The following is a 17,240-nucleotide window of genomic DNA, read 5'->3' as shown; positions in this document are numbered from 1 at the left end:
GGCAACTAGTGAGAGTATATGACAACAACTGACACGGTTAAAAAGAAGCAACGCCTGGCCTCTTTGGATGCCTTACGCGGCTTCGACATGTTTTGGATCCTTGGCGGTCAAGGCATATTTGCCGCACTTTTGGTGTTAACGGGTTGGCAGGGTTGGAAGGCATTTGAGGCCCAAACAGTGCACTCACCTTGGCATGGCTTCACCTTTTATGATCTGATTTTTCCGCTCTTTATATTCTTATCGGGCGTGGCCATGGGCTTAAGCCCTAAACGCATCGACCATTTACCTCTTAAGGAACGACTGCCTTATTACCAAAAGGCGCTGAAACGACTGGTTATTTTATCAGCCTTTGGGGTGCTCTATAACCATGGCTGGGGCACCGGCATGCCTATGGCGCTGGATGAAATTCGCTACGCCAGTGTGCTTGGCCGCATTGCTATTGCCTGGTTTATTGCCGCCATGCTGGTCTGGCACACCTCGATGCGCACTCAGGTGATGGTGCTGGTTGGCATCTTAGTGGGTTATTGGCTTTGGCTTTGTTTTATTCTCGTGCCCGGTGGCCTTGCCGGTGACCTCAGTGCCGAGGGCAGTTGGAACGCCTGGATTGATCAGCGCCTGTTACCGGGCATTAGTTATCAGAATAGGCCGGTTGATCCTGAGGGGATATTGTCGAATATTCCCGCCGTGGCCAACGCCATGATGGGAGTCTTTGCCGGGCGTCTGATAGCTCAGGCACAGGAGCGCGGGCAGTGGCGAATAGCCGCTATTTTATTCGGCAGCGGGCTTGTTAGCCTGATGCTTGGCTGGTTATGGGATGGAATTTTTCCCGTTAACAAAGAGCTTTGGACCAGCTCCTTTGTGCTGGTGACCGTGGGCTGGAGTGCCATGCTGCTGGCACTGTTCTATGTGCTAGTGGACGTACTTGGCTTGCAAAAATGGGCGTATCCCTTTGTGATTATCGGCGCCAATTCCATCATTATTTACCTGGCCTCAAGCCTGGTGAGCTGGAGCCATATATCGAAAAGTCTGTTCGGCGGCGTAATACGTGCCGTGCCTGAGCCCTGGCAGCCCTTGGTCGGTGTAATAGCGCTGCTGGGCGTACAGTTGCTGGTGCTACACTGGATGTATAGGCGCAAGATCTTTGTCAGTGTCTAGGCCTTTATCCGGCGTAGGTAACAGCGAACAAAGCTAAATCAAAAATCCATGCCTGTTTCGTCGCTTTGGCTTTACAAGGGGAAATGAAAAAGGTAAAAATGACAACGTTGTCATAATGGTGTGACCTAATAACCATCCCTATTAGGTGCTGATCTATGGTCACGGGCCAATTGCACGGAGCGCTTGACCATAGATCCCATTTTTTTCAACTTTAACAACGAGCTAGACATGCAAATTGTGATTCTAAAAGACGCGGCGGCGGTTGCTCACTATGGCAGTGAGTTGTTTGCGGCGCAGTTAAACAAACAGCCTGCCTCGGTATTGGGTTTAGCGACCGGTTCAACGCCGGTGGCCTTGTATCAAAACCTTATCAAGCTAAACCAGCAAGGGGACATAAGCTTTGCTCAGGCGCAAAGTTTTAACCTCGATGAATACCTGGGCTTGCCCGGTGAACATCCGCAAAGTTACCGCTACTTTATGAATCAGCAGCTGTTTAATCATATTGATATAGATATTAACAACACCCATGTGCCGCCAGGCAATGCGGACGATCCCATTGCGGCCTGCGAGCAATACGAGCGGCAAATAGCAGAGGCAGGTGGGATTGATTTGCAACTACTTGGCATTGGTCGCAACGGCCATATCGGTTTTAATGAACCCTCGTCCGGCTTGACCTCGCGTACCCGGGTAAAAACCCTGACCAAAGCAACCATTGCCGATAATGCGCGCTTCTTTGCTGAAGGAGAATACCAGCCCCATTTATCCATCACCATGGGCATAGGCACCATATTGGATGCCAAGAAGGTGGTATTACTGGCAACTGGTGAGAGTAAGGCTGCGGCCATTGCCGCCACGGTCGAAGGGCCACTCAGTGCCGCTTGCCCGGCATCGGCGCTGCAAATGCATCAAAACGCCGTGCTGGTGATAGATGAGGCTGCGGCAAGTCAATTGGCGGATGTGGATTTCTACAAACATATTGAAGCCGAAAACCAAAAGCTGTTAAAGCGCCTTGGCAAAAGATAACTTCTTCATTAGCTAGATTAAAATGAGCTTTTATTGTCGCTGTCGATGGGCCGCAAATATGCTAGGGTAGGGGCATTCGATTTTTTGGCCCGTGTTTAGATTTAGATGTTGCAATACTCCCAGTTGCCCCTCGACCGTCACTCCAGTGACCGCAAAGACCCAAATTGGCTTATTAACAAGCGCCAAGGTGGGCGTTATGTGCTTATCAATAACGACCATAATTTGTTTATCGCAGACTCTCCCATCGCCGCTTTTGTCGATTACCAAGCCGTAAAAGAGTTTGATGTGGATAATGCCATCTATCTGGGCGAGCATGAGCAGCAGCATTATTTTGCCCTGGATGTAAGCGTGCCTCAGGCCGAAGAGAAGCAGTTCGCCGGCTATGAATTCGTTGATATCCGCAAATACGGGCCTGTGGTTGATGCTCATGATGCGGCCATTTTAGTGCTGGCCCGAGGTCTGTGTCACTGGCATAAAACGCATAAGTTTTGTGGTCGCTGTGGCACCCAAAACTTTATTGCAGAAGCCGGTCATGCGCGTAAATGCAGCAACAAAGACTGCCGTCATTTAACCTTCCCAAGAACCGATCCTGCGGTGATCATGCTGGTTCATTATCCCTTTAGCGATGGCGTTGAACGCTGTTTACTGGGCCGTCAGGCGAGTTGGCCCCAAGGTGTTTACTCAACCTTGGCCGGATTTGTAGACCCGGGCGAAACCTTAGAGGCTGCAGTGGCTCGTGAGGTGATGGAAGAGGCTGGAGTGGCTGTTGAAAATCCCAGGTATATCGCCTCTCAGCCTTGGCCTTTTCCAAGCTCTCTAATGCTGGGTTATATGGCTAAGGCAAAAAGCACAGATATATTTATCGACCAGGATGAAATAAGTGAGGCGAGATGGTTTTCCCGCCAGGAGCTGCGCGATTTTGGTAACTGGGGGGATGAGGGCGAGCATTTCAAATTGCCCCGTAAAGACTCCATTTCACGATTTTTAATCGACTCTTGGATAGCACAGAATGAGGACCAGGAATGAAAAAAGAAACGCAGCTGATCGCCGCCGGGCGCAGTAAAAAGTACACTCAGGGGGTTGTGAACCCGGTATTGCAGCGGGCATCCACCGTGGTATTCGACAGCGTGGCCGAATTTAAAGAAGCGGCTAAAAATCGCGGTAATCGCGCCTTATTTTACGGTCGTCGTGGCACCAATACTCACTTTGCCCTGCAAGAAGCCATTACCGAGCTTGAAGGCGGCGCTGGTTGTGCCCTGTACCCAAGCGGCGCAGCGGCCATCGCCAATACCCTGCTGTCATTTGTGAAGGCCGGGGATCATATCCTGATGATGGATACCGCTTATGAGCCGACTCGTGATTTTTGCAACAAGGTACTGAGCGGATTGGGCGTGAGTACCACCTATTACGATCCCATGATAGGCGCAGGCATAAGCGAACTAATTCAAGACAACACCCGAGTGCTGTTTATGGAATCTCCCGGTTCCATCACCATGGAAGTGCAGGACGTACCGGCCCTGGTTAAGGTGGCCAAAGATCATGGCTTAATTACCATGCTCGATAATACGTACGGCAATGGCCTGCAGTTTCGTCCCTTAGATCACGGTGTTGATATCAGCATCCAGGCGGCAACCAAATATATCGTCGGCCACAGCGATGTGATGATGGGGGTCAGCGTTGCTAACGAGCACTATTGGCCAACCTTGCGCGAGCAATCCTACCTGCTTGGTCAGTGTTGCAGCGCCGATGATGCTTATATGGCACTGCGTGGCCTGCGCACCATGGCGGTACGTTTGGCGCAGCATGAGCAGGCGGCGTTAGAAGTAGCAAACTGGTTAAGCACGCACCCGCTGGTCGACCATGTGCGTCATCCTGCATTATCAACGTGCCCAGGACATGAGCACTTTAAGCGCGACTTTCACGGCAGCAATGGGTTGTTTTCCGTGGTGATGAAAGAGGGCAATCAGGCGGCGTTGGATGCCTTGGTTGAGGCCTTGCATCACTTTAAAATGGGCTTTTCCTGGGGCGGCTATGAGAGCCTGATCACCACAGGCCTTACCATGGCACCGCTGCGCAGCGTCACCGGTTGGGCGCATGGGCCAATTATTCGTCTGCATATTGGTCTAGAGAATGTTGATGACTTGATTGAAGACCTGAGTCAGGGCCTGGATGTGTACGCCAAGGTTTGTGCTCAGGCTTAGTGTCCATAAGCCGTAGACTTTACTGAAACATCTTTTTACAAGCGCTCATACTTTTGAGCGCTTTTTTCATTTATAGTGGTAAGCAACTAATAATACCAATTGCATTAAATAGATGGTCTATTATGGCGTCAGATAAATGGCCCAATGACAAGGCGAAAATTTCAGTATGTAGTTGTTCTACATCTGTAATTTTAAACGATGTAAGTGGGTTATTTAGCTCGCAAGAATGATAAGAACTTTAATAAAATTGGTATAATAATAAGGATAACGCCATGGACCCTGTGCGTATCGGCAAGCTTATGCAGTTTGAGCTAGCGCGGCATTTTTTAACTAAGAAAGCCTGGCTGGCACTGTTGGCCTTTGCCCTAGTGTGGCTGATGATTTACCGCTATGGCGTGTATGAAGCGGTGAATATTCTCGCTCAGCCGGAGTTTGAGCAGTTTATTTTAGCCGTGTTTGGCAACCTGGGTCTGCAAAGCCTGTTACATTGGCCCGATGCCGAGATGGCGGTGTATTGCCTAATCGCCATGCTCACCTTTCCACCCTTTATCATTTACTTGTGCAGCGATCAGTTTGTCAGCGATCGCGAGCGCGGCACTCTGCGTTTTATTGCTTTGCGCGCCACACGTTTGGAAATTGTACTGGGACGTTTTTTCGGTCATGCCTTAAGTACGGCATTCTTGATTGCCATTAGTTTGTGTGGGGCACTTATTTTGGTGGCGCTGCGCGATATCAGTATTCTTCCACAAGCGCTTTGGCATGCCCTGCAGTTTGAACTCTTGCTGCTGGTTAATTTACTGCCCTTTATTGCTCTTATGTCTCTACTTAATACCGTGGCGCGCTCATCGCGAATGGCACTGATTTACGTGATCTTGCTCTACACCCTGGGCTTACTGATCTTATCCATACTGCAGGTGAAACTGGGTGTGCCCGAGGCGCTGGATTATTTGTTCCCCGGCGAGCCGCTCGACCAGATTGCGACCTTACGCCCGCCCTTAATGAGCGCGGTGCTGTGGCCACTGGTGCAAACGGGGCTCTTCCTAGGGCTAGGTTTTTACAAATTTCAGCGAGGCAGTCTATGAGTTTGTTAATAGAAGCCAAGGGCGTCAGCCATTTCTTCGGTGCCAAGCAAGCGCTGCAAGACGTGAATATCGAATTGACTGCGGGTAAGCCCATTGCCCTGGTCGGCCCTAACGGTGCCGGTAAGACCACCTTATTCAGTTTAATCTGCGGCTACTTGCAACCGAGCCGGGGTGAGTTGCGCGTGCTTGGTCATAAGCCGGGCAGTGCTGCCTTGTTTGGTCAGCTTGCGGCCTTGCCCCAAGATGCCTTGCTAAGCCCGGATTTCAGCGTTGGTGAACAGTTAAATCTGTTCGCGCGATTGCAAGGATTTAGCCGCGCCGAGGCGCGAAGCGAATGTGAGCGGGTATTGGAGCTGGTGAGTCTGTCCGAGACTTTAAATAACCGTCCCAATGAGCTGTCACACGGCATGAAAAAACGTATCTGCATAGCGCAGGCGCTGATCGGCTCGCCTAAACTGGTGATGTTGGATGAGGCCACCGCGGGGCTTGATCCGGTCAATGCCAGGGCTATTCGTGAGCTGGTGAGTATGCACAGCGACCACACCACCTTTGTGCTCAGCTCCCATGATTTATCCGAGCTAGAACGCTTATGTGATCGCGTTTTATATTTACGCCAGGGGCAATTGGCAACCCACGAACTTAATCAAGGCGGCACGCAGCTGAGGTATCTTACCCTGCAACTGCGAGAGCAAGATGCGCAGGTGGTAGAGCGACTAAAAACCCTTGAACGGGTGATTGAGGTGAGTAATAGTCAAAGTAATGAATTTGTGATCGGCTACGAACATCAGGTCAATTCTGAGGCCATGGACATTCAGGTGCTAAGATTATGTCATCAACAAGGGTGGCAGTATCGTGCGCTGGTTAATGGTCACACTCTAGAAAATCAACTTTTTGCAACAGGAGCCTAATATGGGACTTTTAAGCGGACTAATGGGTAATGCCAGTGAAGTGGATGGTGAGGAGCTGGAAACCCTGCTCGAAGAAATTCTTGCCCCGGGAGAGAACTTGGAAAAAGCGTACAAGGTGATCCGCGATTTATTCTTGTTTACCAACAAGCGCTTAATCTTGGTGGACAAACAAGGTATGACAGGGTCAAAAATGGAAGTGTTGAGCATTCCTTACGGCAAAATTACTAAATTCAGTAAAGAAAGCGCCGGTCACTTCGATATGGATGCGGAGCTGAAAATCTGGATTGGCTCGGATAAGGAGCCGTTGACGAAAAACTTCAAGGCTGGCGACAACATTAATGAGGTTTATCGAATATTGTCACGCTATGCTTTGTAAGAATTTGTACCCATATCTAACAATCCCTAACATTTAATTAAAACAATCAAATGGTTAGTTAAGTTATAATTCAGTTCAGCGGCGCTAGAGTGGCGCTGCTTTATTTAGATATAGGGAAATCTATTATGAAAAAACTAACTGTTGCCATCGCATCTGTACTTTTCTCAGGCGCTGCATTCGCCCAGTCTTATCAGTCTATCACCGACCTTGAATACGTTAACTTCGACTCTGATGACTTTGTTTCTTTAAGCTCTAAGTACTATTTCGCGCCTAAGCAAGTACTTGGCCCGTTGGATCAGTTTGAATACATCAACAAAACCACCAATGTATACGGCGGTCTTGCTGATAGTGACTTCGCCACTAGCTACAATGTAGGCGGTGAGTACTTCTACAATAGCTTTGTATTTGGCGCATCGTTCAACACCACAGACTTTGATGATGCTGGTGATGTTGATGGCTACACATTAAGCCTAGGCTACCTGGTAAACGACAACTTGTTGTTCAAAGTTGAACGTGAAGATTATGAACAGGCAAGCGACGTTTTCTACTTTTCAGGTCAATACAATCACGCGCTAAACGCCACCGATTACATCGGTTTCACAGCCAAAGTGGATGACGGATTCGATCATCGTGAAGTAAGTGCAAAATACTTTAAAGACCTGCAGCACGGTAACTACCTAACGGTTGAAGGGACATTTATCGACATTGAAGATGGGGACAGCTACTGGCAACTTGGCTCTAGCTATTACTTCAGCAAAGCAACTTCGGCATTCGTTCAGTTTGATGAAGAAGACAATTACGGTTTTGGTGCTAAGCACTTCTTCACTACTAACTTTGCTGTGACTGCTGGTTATGGTAACAACTGGGATGACTCAGGCCTAGATCAGTACTACCTAAAAGCCACGGCGCAGTTCTAATCTGCTTCGCTTTAGGAATAAAAAAAGCCGCGATTATCGCGGCTTTTTTGTTTTCAACCTTTGGTTAGAAAATTACCAGCCGCACTGACGGCCTTTGTTTTGCTCATCAAGGTAAGCTTGAAGCGGGGCAAAGTAATCCAGGATGGCGGTGGCATCCATTTCTTCTTTACCCGTCACGCTGGCCAGGGCTTCTTGCCATGGGCGGCTTGAACCCATCTCTAGCATGGCGTTAAGCTTTTCACCGGCTTCTTTCGAGTTGTACACCGAACAGCGATGAATCGCTTCTTCGTTACCGGCGATTTCACACAGGCTACGGTGGAAGTCGAACTGCAGAATATGCGCTAGGAAATAACGCGTGTATGGCGTATTGCCTGGTACATGGTATTTCGCTCCGGGATCAAAGTCGGCTTCAGAGCGGGCGATAGGCGCTTGTACACCTTGATACTTCTCACGCAGATCCCACCAGGCTTGGTTATAGTTCTCAGGAGTAATTTCACCTGAGAATACCTGCCAGCGCCATTGGTCAACGAGCAGACCGAAAGGAATAAAGGCTACTTTATCCAATGCCATCTTCATCAGCAGGCCGATGTCTTTTGACTCATCCGGCACTTCATCAAGCAGGCCGATTTCTTTTAGGTAAGCCGGAGTCACAGACAGGGCTATGGTGTCGCCAATGGCCTCATGGAAACCATCGTTGGCGCTTTCCTGATAATAAAGCGGCTGCGTGTTGTAGGCACGCTGGTAGAAATTGTGGCCCAGTTCGTGGTGAATAACAGAGAACTCTTCACCGGTGCGCTGAATACACATCTTAATGCGCAAGTCGTCCTTGCTGTCGATGTTCCAGGCCGAGGCATGACATTGCACATCACGGTCCTGAGGCTTAGTGAACAAGGAGCGCTCGTAGAAGGTTTGTGGTAGCGGTGCAAAGCCCATAGAAGTAAAGAACTTCTCAGCGCCTTTGACCATCTTGATCTCGTCATAGTTATGCTTGGCGAGCAGTTCGGTAACATCATAACCAGGATCGGCATTTTCCGGGGCGACCACGTCATAAATGTTACCCCAGGTTTGCGCCCACATATTACCTAGCAGGTGAGCCGGGATAGGTTGATCTTGCGGTACCTTGTCTTCGCCGTATTTTTCGCCCAATTTGGCGCGCACATGGCAGTGCAGTGAATCATAAAGCGGTTTTACCTGACCCCAGATGCGATCTAGCTCTTTGGCGAAGTCATCGGCTGGCATATCGTATTTGCTGCGCCACATGGCGCCGGTGTCGGCATAACCCAACTCCTGTGCACCTTCATTGGTAAGTGCTACTTGCTGCTCGTAAAGCGGGCGCATGGGTTTAGACACCTGGCGCCAGCCCTGCCATAAGTCCAGCAGTTCGTTGTAATCACGGCTGGTGGCCATGGTGGCGGTCATCTCGCCTAGGCTTAAACAGGTACCGTCTTCTTTACAATATTTGCCTTTACCGTATAAACCGCCTAACTCGGCAACCAACTGAGAAAGTTTGGCTGTTTTCTCGGCATCCTGAGGTGCGGGCAAAGTTAAAGCAAGCTTAAGCTTGTCGAGCTTACGACGGGCATCATAATCAAGTTCCAAGCTGTCAAACTTAGCCGCTTCGTTGGCAAGACGCACCACGGTTTCTGTCATCTTGCGGTTTACTTCGGCAGAAAGCTCGGCGGTATCATGAGTAATAAAGTTGGCGTAAATCCACTCGGCACGGCTTGACTCAAGATATAGGGCGGCTAAGTCTTGCTCGGTTTTATCTAAGAAACGCTGAGCATCGGCAACACTCACCTGGGTTTTAGCAACACCTTGTTGTTTTGTTTCTGCGGTGTTGGCATCCGAGCAGGCAGTTAGGCCGAGCGCCGCGCAGACAACCAAGGCGCTTAGGCTTGGTTTAAATGGCAAATTGGTCATGAAGATTCCTCTTGTTGTTTGACCCGGGTTAAATATCCCGGTTAAAGCAGCAGAATAATAGCAGTGCGCTGCGAATTGGTACAATGCAGATGTCGCAAATGATTGTAAATCTTGATAGTTCGTCCATACTGAGGGCTAAGATCGAGTATCAAGGAACAAAGCAATGAGTTGGTTATTTATCCTTATTTTGGTCGCCATTATTGTGGTGTTTGGGGTGCGTGATATTCGCATGAATATTATTACCCGGCCGTTGTTTAAATGGTTTAAAAATGCATTGCCGCCGCTGTCGCAAACCGAGCGTGATGCTATGGAAGCGGGGGATATCTGGTGGGATGGCGAGCTTTTTCGCGGCAATCCCAACTGGCATACCCTGCATCAATACGCAACCACCATATTAAGCAGCGAAGAGCGTGAGTTTATCGACAATCAGGTGGCTACCTTGTGCAGCATGCTTGATGACGAAGAGATCACCCGGAATCAGGATTTAAGCGAGCCCGTGTGGCAATACCTTAAAGACCAAGGCTTTTTTGCTTTGATCATTCCTAAAGAGCACGGTGGTCATGAATTTTCGGCCTTAGCAAACTCCACCATAGTGGCGAAAATTGCCACTAAGAGCTTAAGTGCGGCGGTAACCGTGATGGTGCCCAATAGTTTGGGCCCGGCTGAGTTGTTATTGCACTATGGTACTTTGGAGCAGCAAAACCTTTGGCTTCCTAAGCTGGCCAAGGGCGAAGAATTGCCTTGCTTTGCGCTAACCGCACCGGATGCGGGCTCCGATGCCGGCGCCATCCCGGATACGGGCATCGTTTGTAAGGGCGAATACCAGGGGGAGGAAGTACTGGGTTTAAGACTCAACTGGTCAAAACGCTATATAACTCTGGCGCCTAAAGCCACGGTGCTTGGCCTGGCATTTAAGATGTTCGACCCAGATGGCCTATTGGGGCACACCAAGAATATCGGTATCACCTGCGCCCTGATCCCCACGGATCACCCCGGGGTGAATACGGGTATGCGTCATAAGCCCATGAATATGGGGTTCCTTAACGGCACCACCACGGGTGAAGATGTATTTATTCCCCTTGACTGGATTATCGGTGGTGAAGTGCAGGCCGGTAATGGCTGGCGTATGCTGGTCGAGTGTTTATCAGCGGGGCGGGGCATTTCCTTACCCGCGCTTAGTACCGCAACCGGACATTTAAGTGCCCGCACAAGTGGTGCTTATGCGGCGCTGCGCCAACAATTTGGTGTGGCCATTGGCGAGTTTGAAGGCGTACAGGAAGCCCTTGCGCGTATCGGTGGCTTAACCTATCAGCTTGAGGCCACCCGGGTGCTAACTGCCACGGCCATAGATCAAAAACTGAGCCCCGCTGTGATCACTGCTATCGCCAAATACCATATGACGGAAATGGGTCGCCAGGTGATCAATGATGCCTTGGATATTCATGCCGGCAAGGGCATTCAAATGGGACCCTCGAATTATTTGGCACACTGCTATATGGGCACACCAGTTTCGATCACAGTTGAGGGCGCGAATATTCTTACTCGCAACCTGATGATTTTCGGTCAGGGTGCCATTCGCTGTCACCCTTATGTGCTCAATGAAATGGCGGCCGCTGCACATGAGGATGGCGAAAAAGGGGTGAAGGAATTTGATCCTCTCTTGTGTCAGCATATCCTCTATAGCGCGAACAATGGCGCCATGGCCTTTGTGCACGCCTTGACTTGCAGCTACTTTGCCCGCACCCCCGTAGGTGGTGCCACAGCACATTACTATCGTTATCTGGGCCGTTTCTCCAGAGCCTTGGCGTTTTGTTCTGACATCGCCATGCTGCGCTTTGGTGGCGAGCTTAAGCGCAAAGAAATGCTTTCGGCCCGTTTGGGTGATGTATTAAGTCACCTTTATCTTGCTTCTGCTGTGCTGAAGCGTTTTGAAGACGAAGGGCATCAGCATGCTGACCTGCCTTTTGTGCAATATTCGGTAGAACGTAACCTGTATCTGTGCGCCAAGGCCTTTGACGAGTTCATTACTAATGTTGGTGGCTTAGCGCTACGTAGCCTGTTACGTCTGGTGGTGTTCCCCTTAGGCAATCACTTTAAGATGCCAAAAGACGAGGTTGCTAGAGCTGTGGCCAAGCACATGACTCAAATAGGTGTAGTGCGCGAGCGCTTAACCCACTTGTGCGTGGTTGATGAAAAAAATGGCACTGGCGTGCTTGAAGCGGCACTCGAAGCCCAGCATCAAGCTGCATCTGCTTACAAAGCACTGAATAAACTTAAACGCGACAAAGAGATCCGTGGACTTACCGTATTAGAGCTTATTGAGGATGCAAAAGAAAAAGAGAAGATCACCGAGGAGCAATATAATTTGTTATCCAAGGCTGAGGAATTAAGGCAAAAAGTGATAGCCGTCGATGTTTTTGACGCCGATGAGTTTGCCTAGCCAAGTTCAATAACTACTAAAAAGGGCCATTAGGCCCTTTTTTAATGTCCGGCTCAGATTTAGCCGCTGTAGGATATTAGCCCGAATCACAAGCAAAGAAAAAGGCGCCTGAGCGCCTTTTAATTACGAATAAAGAATCATAAGCTGAGTTATTGTACTAACTCTTGGTCGCTAAATTCATCGGCAAACAGGGCACTAGATAGATAACGCTCAGCTGAGCTAGGTAAGATAACCACAATGTTTTTACCTGCGTTTTCAGGACGCTCCGCGATGCGCTTGGCAGCTACCACGGCAGCACCAGATGAAATACCCGCAAGGATACCTTCACGTTTCATCAGCTCATGGGCCATCTCCATGGATTCTTCATTACTGACTAGTTCAACGCCATCAAGCAATTCTAAATCCAGGTTGCCAGGAATAAAGCCGGCACCTATGCCCTGAATTTTATGGGGGCCAGGTTTTACCTCTTCACCGGCCATGGTTTGGCTGATCACTGGTGAGTCGCTTGGCTCAACGGCGATAGACTTAACATCCACGCCTTTTTCCTGCTTCAAGTAGCGGCTCACACCTGTGATGGTGCCGCCTGTGCCAACACCGGCAACAAAGAAATCAATCTTGCCATCTAGGGCATCATAGATTTCCGGGCCTGTGGTTTCGAAGTGAATCTTAGGGTTAGCTGGGTTTTCAAACTGTTGCAATAAAATATATTTTTCAGGGTTACTATCGCGAATTTCTTTGGCTTTCTCGATAGCGCCTTTCATGCCTTTGGCGCCGTCGGTAAGTACCAGGTTTGCACCTAATGCCTTCAACAGCTTACGACGCTCTAAGCTCATGGTGTTGGGCATGGTCAGGGTTAGCTTATAGCCACGAGATGCAGCAACAAAGGCCAGGGCGATACCTGTATTACCTGATGTCGGCTCGATCAATTCTTTGCCTTCGGTTAATTCGCCAGATTTTTCGGCTTCCCAAATCATTGACGCACCGATGCGGCATTTAACACTAAAGCTCGGGTTGCGAGCTTCGATTTTGGCGTAAACATTACCAGAGGTGACGCGGTTAAGTTTGACTAACGGGGTGTTTCCAATTGAAAGCGAATTATCTTCGTAAATCTTTGACATATTCAGTACCTAGCTAAATGTGACCGTATATTCGGTAATGCCTTCACTTTACTATTTGAAGCGCAAAACTAAAGGAAAGATTGGCTATATGATATAGCTAATCGGTTATAACAGCAGGGTATAAAAACAAAGTTTGATATTCCTGATGCTTTAATTTTATTCGCAGTTCCTTACCAGAAGGTGAAATAATTCTGGCGCATGCTAGGGCGTTTTGCCAGTTCTCTATATACATAAGTGGCATGCGTATAAGGCAGTTGTTTGTTCAATCCTTACTCATCCGATGCGTGATTGAACGGATTTATGCGTACATAAGTGTTAAAAGATGGTAAAACATCAGTATTGTTAAATTAGATTCTAATATTATGAAGCTTATTGTTAAATTGATAGCCGGCATCCTGTTGGGGATTGTTATTGGTGCCTTTGCTCCTGAATTGGTGGCGCGGGTGTTGTACACGGTGAAAGCCCTGATCGGCGAGCTGATTGGTTTTACCATTCCTTTGATCATCCTGTTTTACATTTGTTCAGGTATTGCCGGGTTGCCCCGTGGAGCCAATCACTTGTTGGGTAAAACCGTTGGGTTTGCCTATGGCTCAACGGTTATCGCCGGTACTTTGGCCACTTTAGTGATGATCTGGGCGGCGCCACACCTAAGCGGTAGCATCAGTTTTTCCGGCTCTGAAGAGAGCGCACTAAAAAGCTTTATTGATATTCAAATCCCACCCTTAATGGGTGTGATGACGGCTTTGGCCACCGCTTTTACCTTTGGTATAGCCATCAGCCAGCGCCAGTTAAGTGAGCTGCAAACGGTTGTTGACCAAGGCCGAGAAGTGATCGATGCCTTATTGGCCAAGGTGATCATTCCGGCCCTGCCTTTTTATATCGCCGGCGTCTTTGCCGATATGACGGTCGCCGGTACCGTGGCCTCGACCTTGCAAACCTTTGCTGTGGTATTGGCCATTGCATTGGTAATGCACTGGTTATGGCTGACCGTGTTGTATGTGGGCACGGGCATTTTGCTTGGCCGCTCTCCGCTAGAACTAATTAAAAACATGTTGCCTGCGTATTTTACCGCCTTGGGTACCATGTCCAGTGCAGCAACTATTCCTGTGTCCTTGCAGGCAAGTAAAAACAATGGTGTAAAAGAAAATATTGCTAACTTCAGCGTGCCCCTGTGTGCCACCATTCACCTGTCCGGTTCGACTATTACCATAGTGACCTGTGCCATGGCAGTGATGGCCTTGTCGCCGGGTATGAGCGTTGGTAGTTTAACCGAGATGCTGCCCTTTGTGTTTATGCTAGGCATAGTGATGATCGCGGCTCCTGGCGCTCCTGGTGGTGCGGTGATGTCGGCCTTGGGTCTGCTAACTAGCATGTTGGGCTTTAATGATGCGGCAATTGCGCTTATGATCGCCTTGTATTTAGCTCAAGACAGTTTTGGTACCGCTTGTAATGTTACCGGTGATGGCATCATAGCATTGTGGGTCGACCGTTTTTCTGTTAAAACAGAGGCTTGAGTAAGGTGTTTACAGGTACGCTCGGGTAACAAGGAATTACTTGAGCGTAACTAGAGAGGGTAATCCTGTTGATTAATGTATTACTTGTAGATGATCACGAACTGGTACGTACAGGAATTAGACGTATTCTTGACGATGTTCGTGGCTTTAAGGTGATAGGCGAAGCTAAAACCGGTGAAGAAGCGGTGCAGTTTTGCCGTCAGAATGAGCCGGATATCGTCTTGATGGATATGAATATGCCCGGTATTGGTGGCCTGGAAGCGACCAAGAAGATCTGCCGGTATTGCCCCGATGTAAAGGTCATCGTATTGACCGTACACTGTGAAGATCCTTTCCCTAGCAAAGTGATGCAAATAGGTGCCCATGGTTATCTCACTAAGGGCGCCGGCTCGGAAGAAGTGATCCAAGCCATTCGCTCCGTGAATGCCGGTCAGCGCTACATTGCTCCGGAAATCGCCCAGCAGATAGCTTTGGCCAAGTTTAGCGGTCGTACCGATGAGAGCCCTTTCCAGACTCTGTCCGATCGTGAACTGCAAATTATGCTGATGATCACTAAGGGTGATAAGGCGCAAAGCATTGCCGAGCAGCTGAATCTGAGTTCGAAAACCGTCAACAGTTATCGTTATCGAATTTTCGAAAAGCTTGCGGTGAACGGCGACGTAGAGCTGACACATTTGGCTATCCGCCATAAAATGATCGATATTGATAGCGATCACTGATCAAACCTTATGACCTTTGCTGCTGACCAGTTTCTTAAAACGGTCTCTGAAGAACCCGGCGTATACCGTATGCTCGACAAAGAAGAGCAGGTGATATACGTCGGCAAAGCTAAAAATCTAAAAAAACGCCTTTCCAGTTATTTTCGTAAAACCGGTTTAGATACTAAGACACAGGTCTTGGTGAGTAATATCTGTGATATCCAGGTAACTCTGACTAACACCGAAACCGAGGCCTTGCTGCTCGAAAATAACCTGATCAAAAAGTATCAGCCGCGTTATAACATTCTGCTGCGTGACGATAAGTCTTACCCTTATATTCTGTTGACTAAGCACCAGCACCCTCGTTTAGCTTTCCACCGTGGCGCCCGTAAAATTCAGGGCGAATATTTTGGTCCTTTTCCCAGTAGCAGCGCGGTGTCCGACAGCTTACGCTTAATGCAAAAGCTGTTTCCGGTGCGTCAGTGCGAGGATAGTTACTATAAAGCGCGCAGTCGTCCTTGTTTACAGTATCAGTTAAAACGCTGTAGTGCCCCTTGCGTGGGTAAGGTCAGTGATGAAGATTACGATGCTCAGGTAAACTTTGTGCGCAAGTTTTTGGGCGGCAAATCTCAAGAGGTGATCGCCGAGCTGGTAGCAAAAATGGAGCAGGCCAGCGAGGAGCTGGCGTTTGAGAAGGCAGCCAAATATCGCGACCAAATCCAGCTGCTGCGTAAGGTGCAGGAGCAACAATCGGTATCGGGTAAGCATGCCGAGCTCGACGCCATAGGTTATTACTCCCATAATGGCTTGATCGCCATTCATATTCTTATGGTGCGCGATCATAAGGTGCTGGGCAGCAAGACTCTGTTTCCTAAGGTACCTAAAAACAGCAGCGACGATGAAGTGCTCACCTCTTTTATTGCTCAATACTACTGCACGCCGGGAGCCAGTGGACGCATCGCCAAGGAGCTGATCTTACCCTTTGCCATTGATGAGCAAGCCGAATTGGCAGCGGCCATGAGTGAGCTAAAATCGGCAGCGGTCAAGCTGGTGACGGTGCAAAGGGGGGAGCGTGCACAATACCTGCAACTGGCAAATAAAAATGCCCGTAGTAGCCTGGAGGTGAAACAAAGCACCCAGGATTCCATCAATAAACGCTATGCGCTGTTAAAAGATGCGTTGAATCTAGATGATATTAGCCGCATGGAATGTTTCGATATCAGCCATACCATGGGGGAGAACACGGTTGCCTCTTGTGTGGTGTTTGACGCCCAAGGGCCAAATAAGTCCCAATATCGGCGTTTTAATGTAACCGATATCACCCCTGGGGATGACTATGCGGCCATGGCATTTGCTTTGAAAAAGCGTTATTCCAAGCTGGTGGATGAAACCAAGATCCCCGACGTGATTTTTATCGACGGCGGTAAAGGGCAGTTAAATCAGGCGGTTGAATTTTTTAGTGAATGGCCCTTTGAAAAAGAGCCATTATTGGTTGGGGTGGCCAAAGGCACCAGCCGAAAGCCAGGCCTAGAAACCTTGTTGATCGATGCCGGGCGTAAAACAGTGAATTTAAGTAGTGATTCGCCTGCGCTGCATCTGATCCAGCATATACGGGATGAGTCCCACCGATTTGCCATTGCCGGGCATCGCAACAAGCGCCAGAAACAGCGTAACCGCTCGGTGCTAGAAGAAATCAGTGGCGTGGGCCAAAAACGACGCCAGGCGCTGCTCAAATACCTAGGAGGAATGCAGGGAGTTAAGAATGCAACAAGGGAGCAGTTGAGCCAAGCTCCGGGGATCAGCCAGGCCATGGCTGAAAAGATATTTAACCATTTGCATGACAAGGCATAGCCCTTCGTGCGAATATTAAAAAAAAGAAGACGCTGCT

The 17,240-nt window shown here is 49.0% G+C and carries 14 protein-coding genes; 12 read left to right on the top strand and 2 right to left on the bottom strand.

All coding sequences use genetic code 11. From position 1 onward, the window contains the following. Nucleotides 1-18 precede the first annotated feature (18 nt). The 8 genes from nagX to C2M24_RS13050 all read left to right on the top strand — a co-directional run bounded on the left by nagX (nt 19) and on the right by C2M24_RS13050 (nt 7,662). Nucleotides 19-1,155 carry a transmembrane glucosamine N-acetyltransferase NagX gene (gene nagX / locus C2M24_RS13085; protein WP_105215421.1) on the top strand — a complete coding sequence of 379 codons (1,137 nt, stop codon included), beginning with the start codon at nt 19-21 and terminating at the stop codon, nt 1,153-1,155. Nucleotides 1,156-1,383: 228 nt separating this feature from the next. Further along, entirely contained in the window at nt 1,384-2,178 is a 795-nt protein-coding gene (gene nagB, locus C2M24_RS13080) for a glucosamine-6-phosphate deaminase (RefSeq protein WP_105215781.1), read from the top strand. A gap of 105 nt (nt 2,179-2,283) precedes the next feature. Then, nucleotides 2,284-3,204, top strand: a complete 921-nt coding sequence (nudC, locus tag C2M24_RS13075; RefSeq protein WP_105215419.1) for an NAD(+) diphosphatase — start codon at nt 2,284-2,286, stop codon at nt 3,202-3,204. Further along, nucleotides 3,201-4,379: a cystathionine beta-lyase gene (locus C2M24_RS13070; protein ID WP_105215417.1), complete on the top strand. Its 1,179-nt coding sequence runs from the start codon at nt 3,201-3,203 to the stop codon at nt 4,377-4,379. The genes nudC and C2M24_RS13070 overlap by 4 nt, the downstream gene beginning before the upstream one ends. Nucleotides 4,380-4,651: 272 nt before the next feature. Continuing rightward, nucleotides 4,652-5,461 carry an ABC transporter permease subunit gene (locus C2M24_RS13065; RefSeq protein WP_105200445.1) on the top strand — a complete coding sequence of 270 codons (810 nt, stop codon included), beginning with the start codon at nt 4,652-4,654 and terminating at the stop codon, nt 5,459-5,461. Continuing rightward, nucleotides 5,458-6,369, top strand: a complete 912-nt coding sequence (locus C2M24_RS13060) for an ABC transporter ATP-binding protein (RefSeq protein WP_105215415.1) — start codon at nt 5,458-5,460, stop codon at nt 6,367-6,369. The genes C2M24_RS13065 and C2M24_RS13060 overlap by 4 nt, the downstream gene beginning before the upstream one ends. A gap of 1 nt (nt 6,370) precedes the next feature. Further along, nucleotides 6,371-6,745, top strand: a complete 375-nt coding sequence (locus C2M24_RS13055) for a PH domain-containing protein (RefSeq protein WP_105200443.1) — start codon at nt 6,371-6,373, stop codon at nt 6,743-6,745. Between the two features lie 125 nt (nt 6,746-6,870). Further along, nucleotides 6,871-7,662, top strand: coding sequence for a putative porin (locus C2M24_RS13050; RefSeq protein WP_105215413.1), 792 nt, complete (start codon nt 6,871-6,873; stop codon nt 7,660-7,662). A gap of 72 nt (nt 7,663-7,734) precedes the next feature. Here the strand turns inward: C2M24_RS13050 and C2M24_RS13045 are convergent, their stop codons facing one another. Beyond that, entirely contained in the window at nt 7,735-9,582 is a 1,848-nt protein-coding gene (locus tag C2M24_RS13045) for a M2 family metallopeptidase (protein WP_105200441.1), read from the bottom strand. 163 nt (nt 9,583-9,745) lie between these two features. On the opposite strand from C2M24_RS13045, the gene C2M24_RS13040 reads away from it, so the two are divergent. Next, the gene (locus C2M24_RS13040; RefSeq protein WP_105215411.1) at nt 9,746-12,022 is read left to right on the top strand and encodes an acyl-CoA dehydrogenase; all 2,277 of its coding nucleotides are present in this window, start codon (nt 9,746-9,748) and stop codon (nt 12,020-12,022) included. Nucleotides 12,023-12,171: 149 nt separating this feature from the next. On the opposite strand, the gene cysK is transcribed toward C2M24_RS13040, so the two are convergent. After that, entirely contained in the window at nt 12,172-13,140 is a 969-nt protein-coding gene (gene cysK, locus C2M24_RS13035; protein ID WP_105200439.1) for a cysteine synthase A, read from the bottom strand. Nucleotides 13,141-13,502: 362 nt separating this feature from the next. Between cysK and C2M24_RS13030 the strand changes: the two genes are divergently transcribed. The 3 genes from C2M24_RS13030 (at nt 13,503) to uvrC (ending at nt 17,203) form a co-directional block, all read left to right on the top strand. Beyond that, nucleotides 13,503-14,654 (top strand): dicarboxylate/amino acid:cation symporter, encoded by a 1,152-nt coding sequence (locus tag C2M24_RS13030; RefSeq protein ID WP_105200438.1) that lies wholly within the window; start codon nt 13,503-13,505, stop codon nt 14,652-14,654. Nucleotides 14,655-14,722: 68 nt separating this feature from the next. Then, nucleotides 14,723-15,373 (top strand): UvrY/SirA/GacA family response regulator transcription factor, encoded by a 651-nt coding sequence (gene uvrY / locus C2M24_RS13025; protein ID WP_105200437.1) that lies wholly within the window; start codon nt 14,723-14,725, stop codon nt 15,371-15,373. 9 nt (nt 15,374-15,382) lie between these two features. Next, nucleotides 15,383-17,203 carry an excinuclease ABC subunit UvrC gene (gene uvrC, locus C2M24_RS13020; RefSeq protein WP_105215409.1) on the top strand — a complete coding sequence of 607 codons (1,821 nt, stop codon included), beginning with the start codon at nt 15,383-15,385 and terminating at the stop codon, nt 17,201-17,203. Nucleotides 17,204-17,240 lie beyond the last annotated feature (37 nt).

It is taken from the genome of Pseudoalteromonas sp. T1lg22 (assembly GCF_002964645.1).
GTDB lineage: Bacteria > Pseudomonadota > Gammaproteobacteria > Enterobacterales > Alteromonadaceae > Pseudoalteromonas.
Note: the sequence above shows the minus strand (reverse complement) of the source record. Positions and strands in the feature narration are given on the sequence as shown.

Bases quoted from the DNA above. Each gene is read 5' to 3' on its own strand.
- C2M24_RS13045 (WP_105200441.1), bottom strand. From the start codon at position 9,582: ATGACCAATTTGCCATTTAAACCAAGCCTAAGCGCCTTGGTTGTCTGC.
- C2M24_RS13055 (WP_105200443.1), top strand. From the start codon at position 6,371: ATGGGACTTTTAAGCGGACTAATGGGTAATGCCAGTGAAGTGGATGGT.
- uvrC (WP_105215409.1), top strand. From the start codon at position 15,383: ATGACCTTTGCTGCTGACCAGTTTCTTAAAACGGTCTCTGAAGAACCC.
- cysK (WP_105200439.1), bottom strand. From the start codon at position 13,140: ATGTCAAAGATTTACGAAGATAATTCGCTTTCAATTGGAAACACCCCG.
- C2M24_RS13065 (WP_105200445.1), top strand. From the start codon at position 4,652: ATGGACCCTGTGCGTATCGGCAAGCTTATGCAGTTTGAGCTAGCGCGG.
- C2M24_RS13030 (WP_105200438.1), top strand. From the start codon at position 13,503: ATGAAGCTTATTGTTAAATTGATAGCCGGCATCCTGTTGGGGATTGTT.
- C2M24_RS13070 (WP_105215417.1), top strand. From the start codon at position 3,201: ATGAAAAAAGAAACGCAGCTGATCGCCGCCGGGCGCAGTAAAAAGTAC.
- nudC (WP_105215419.1), top strand. From the start codon at position 2,284: ATGTTGCAATACTCCCAGTTGCCCCTCGACCGTCACTCCAGTGACCGC.
- nagB (WP_105215781.1), top strand. From the start codon at position 1,384: ATGCAAATTGTGATTCTAAAAGACGCGGCGGCGGTTGCTCACTATGGC.
- C2M24_RS13060 (WP_105215415.1), top strand. From the start codon at position 5,458: ATGAGTTTGTTAATAGAAGCCAAGGGCGTCAGCCATTTCTTCGGTGCC.
- C2M24_RS13040 (WP_105215411.1), top strand. From the start codon at position 9,746: ATGAGTTGGTTATTTATCCTTATTTTGGTCGCCATTATTGTGGTGTTT.
- nagX (WP_105215421.1), top strand. From the start codon at position 19: ATGACAACAACTGACACGGTTAAAAAGAAGCAACGCCTGGCCTCTTTG.
- C2M24_RS13050 (WP_105215413.1), top strand. From the start codon at position 6,871: ATGAAAAAACTAACTGTTGCCATCGCATCTGTACTTTTCTCAGGCGCT.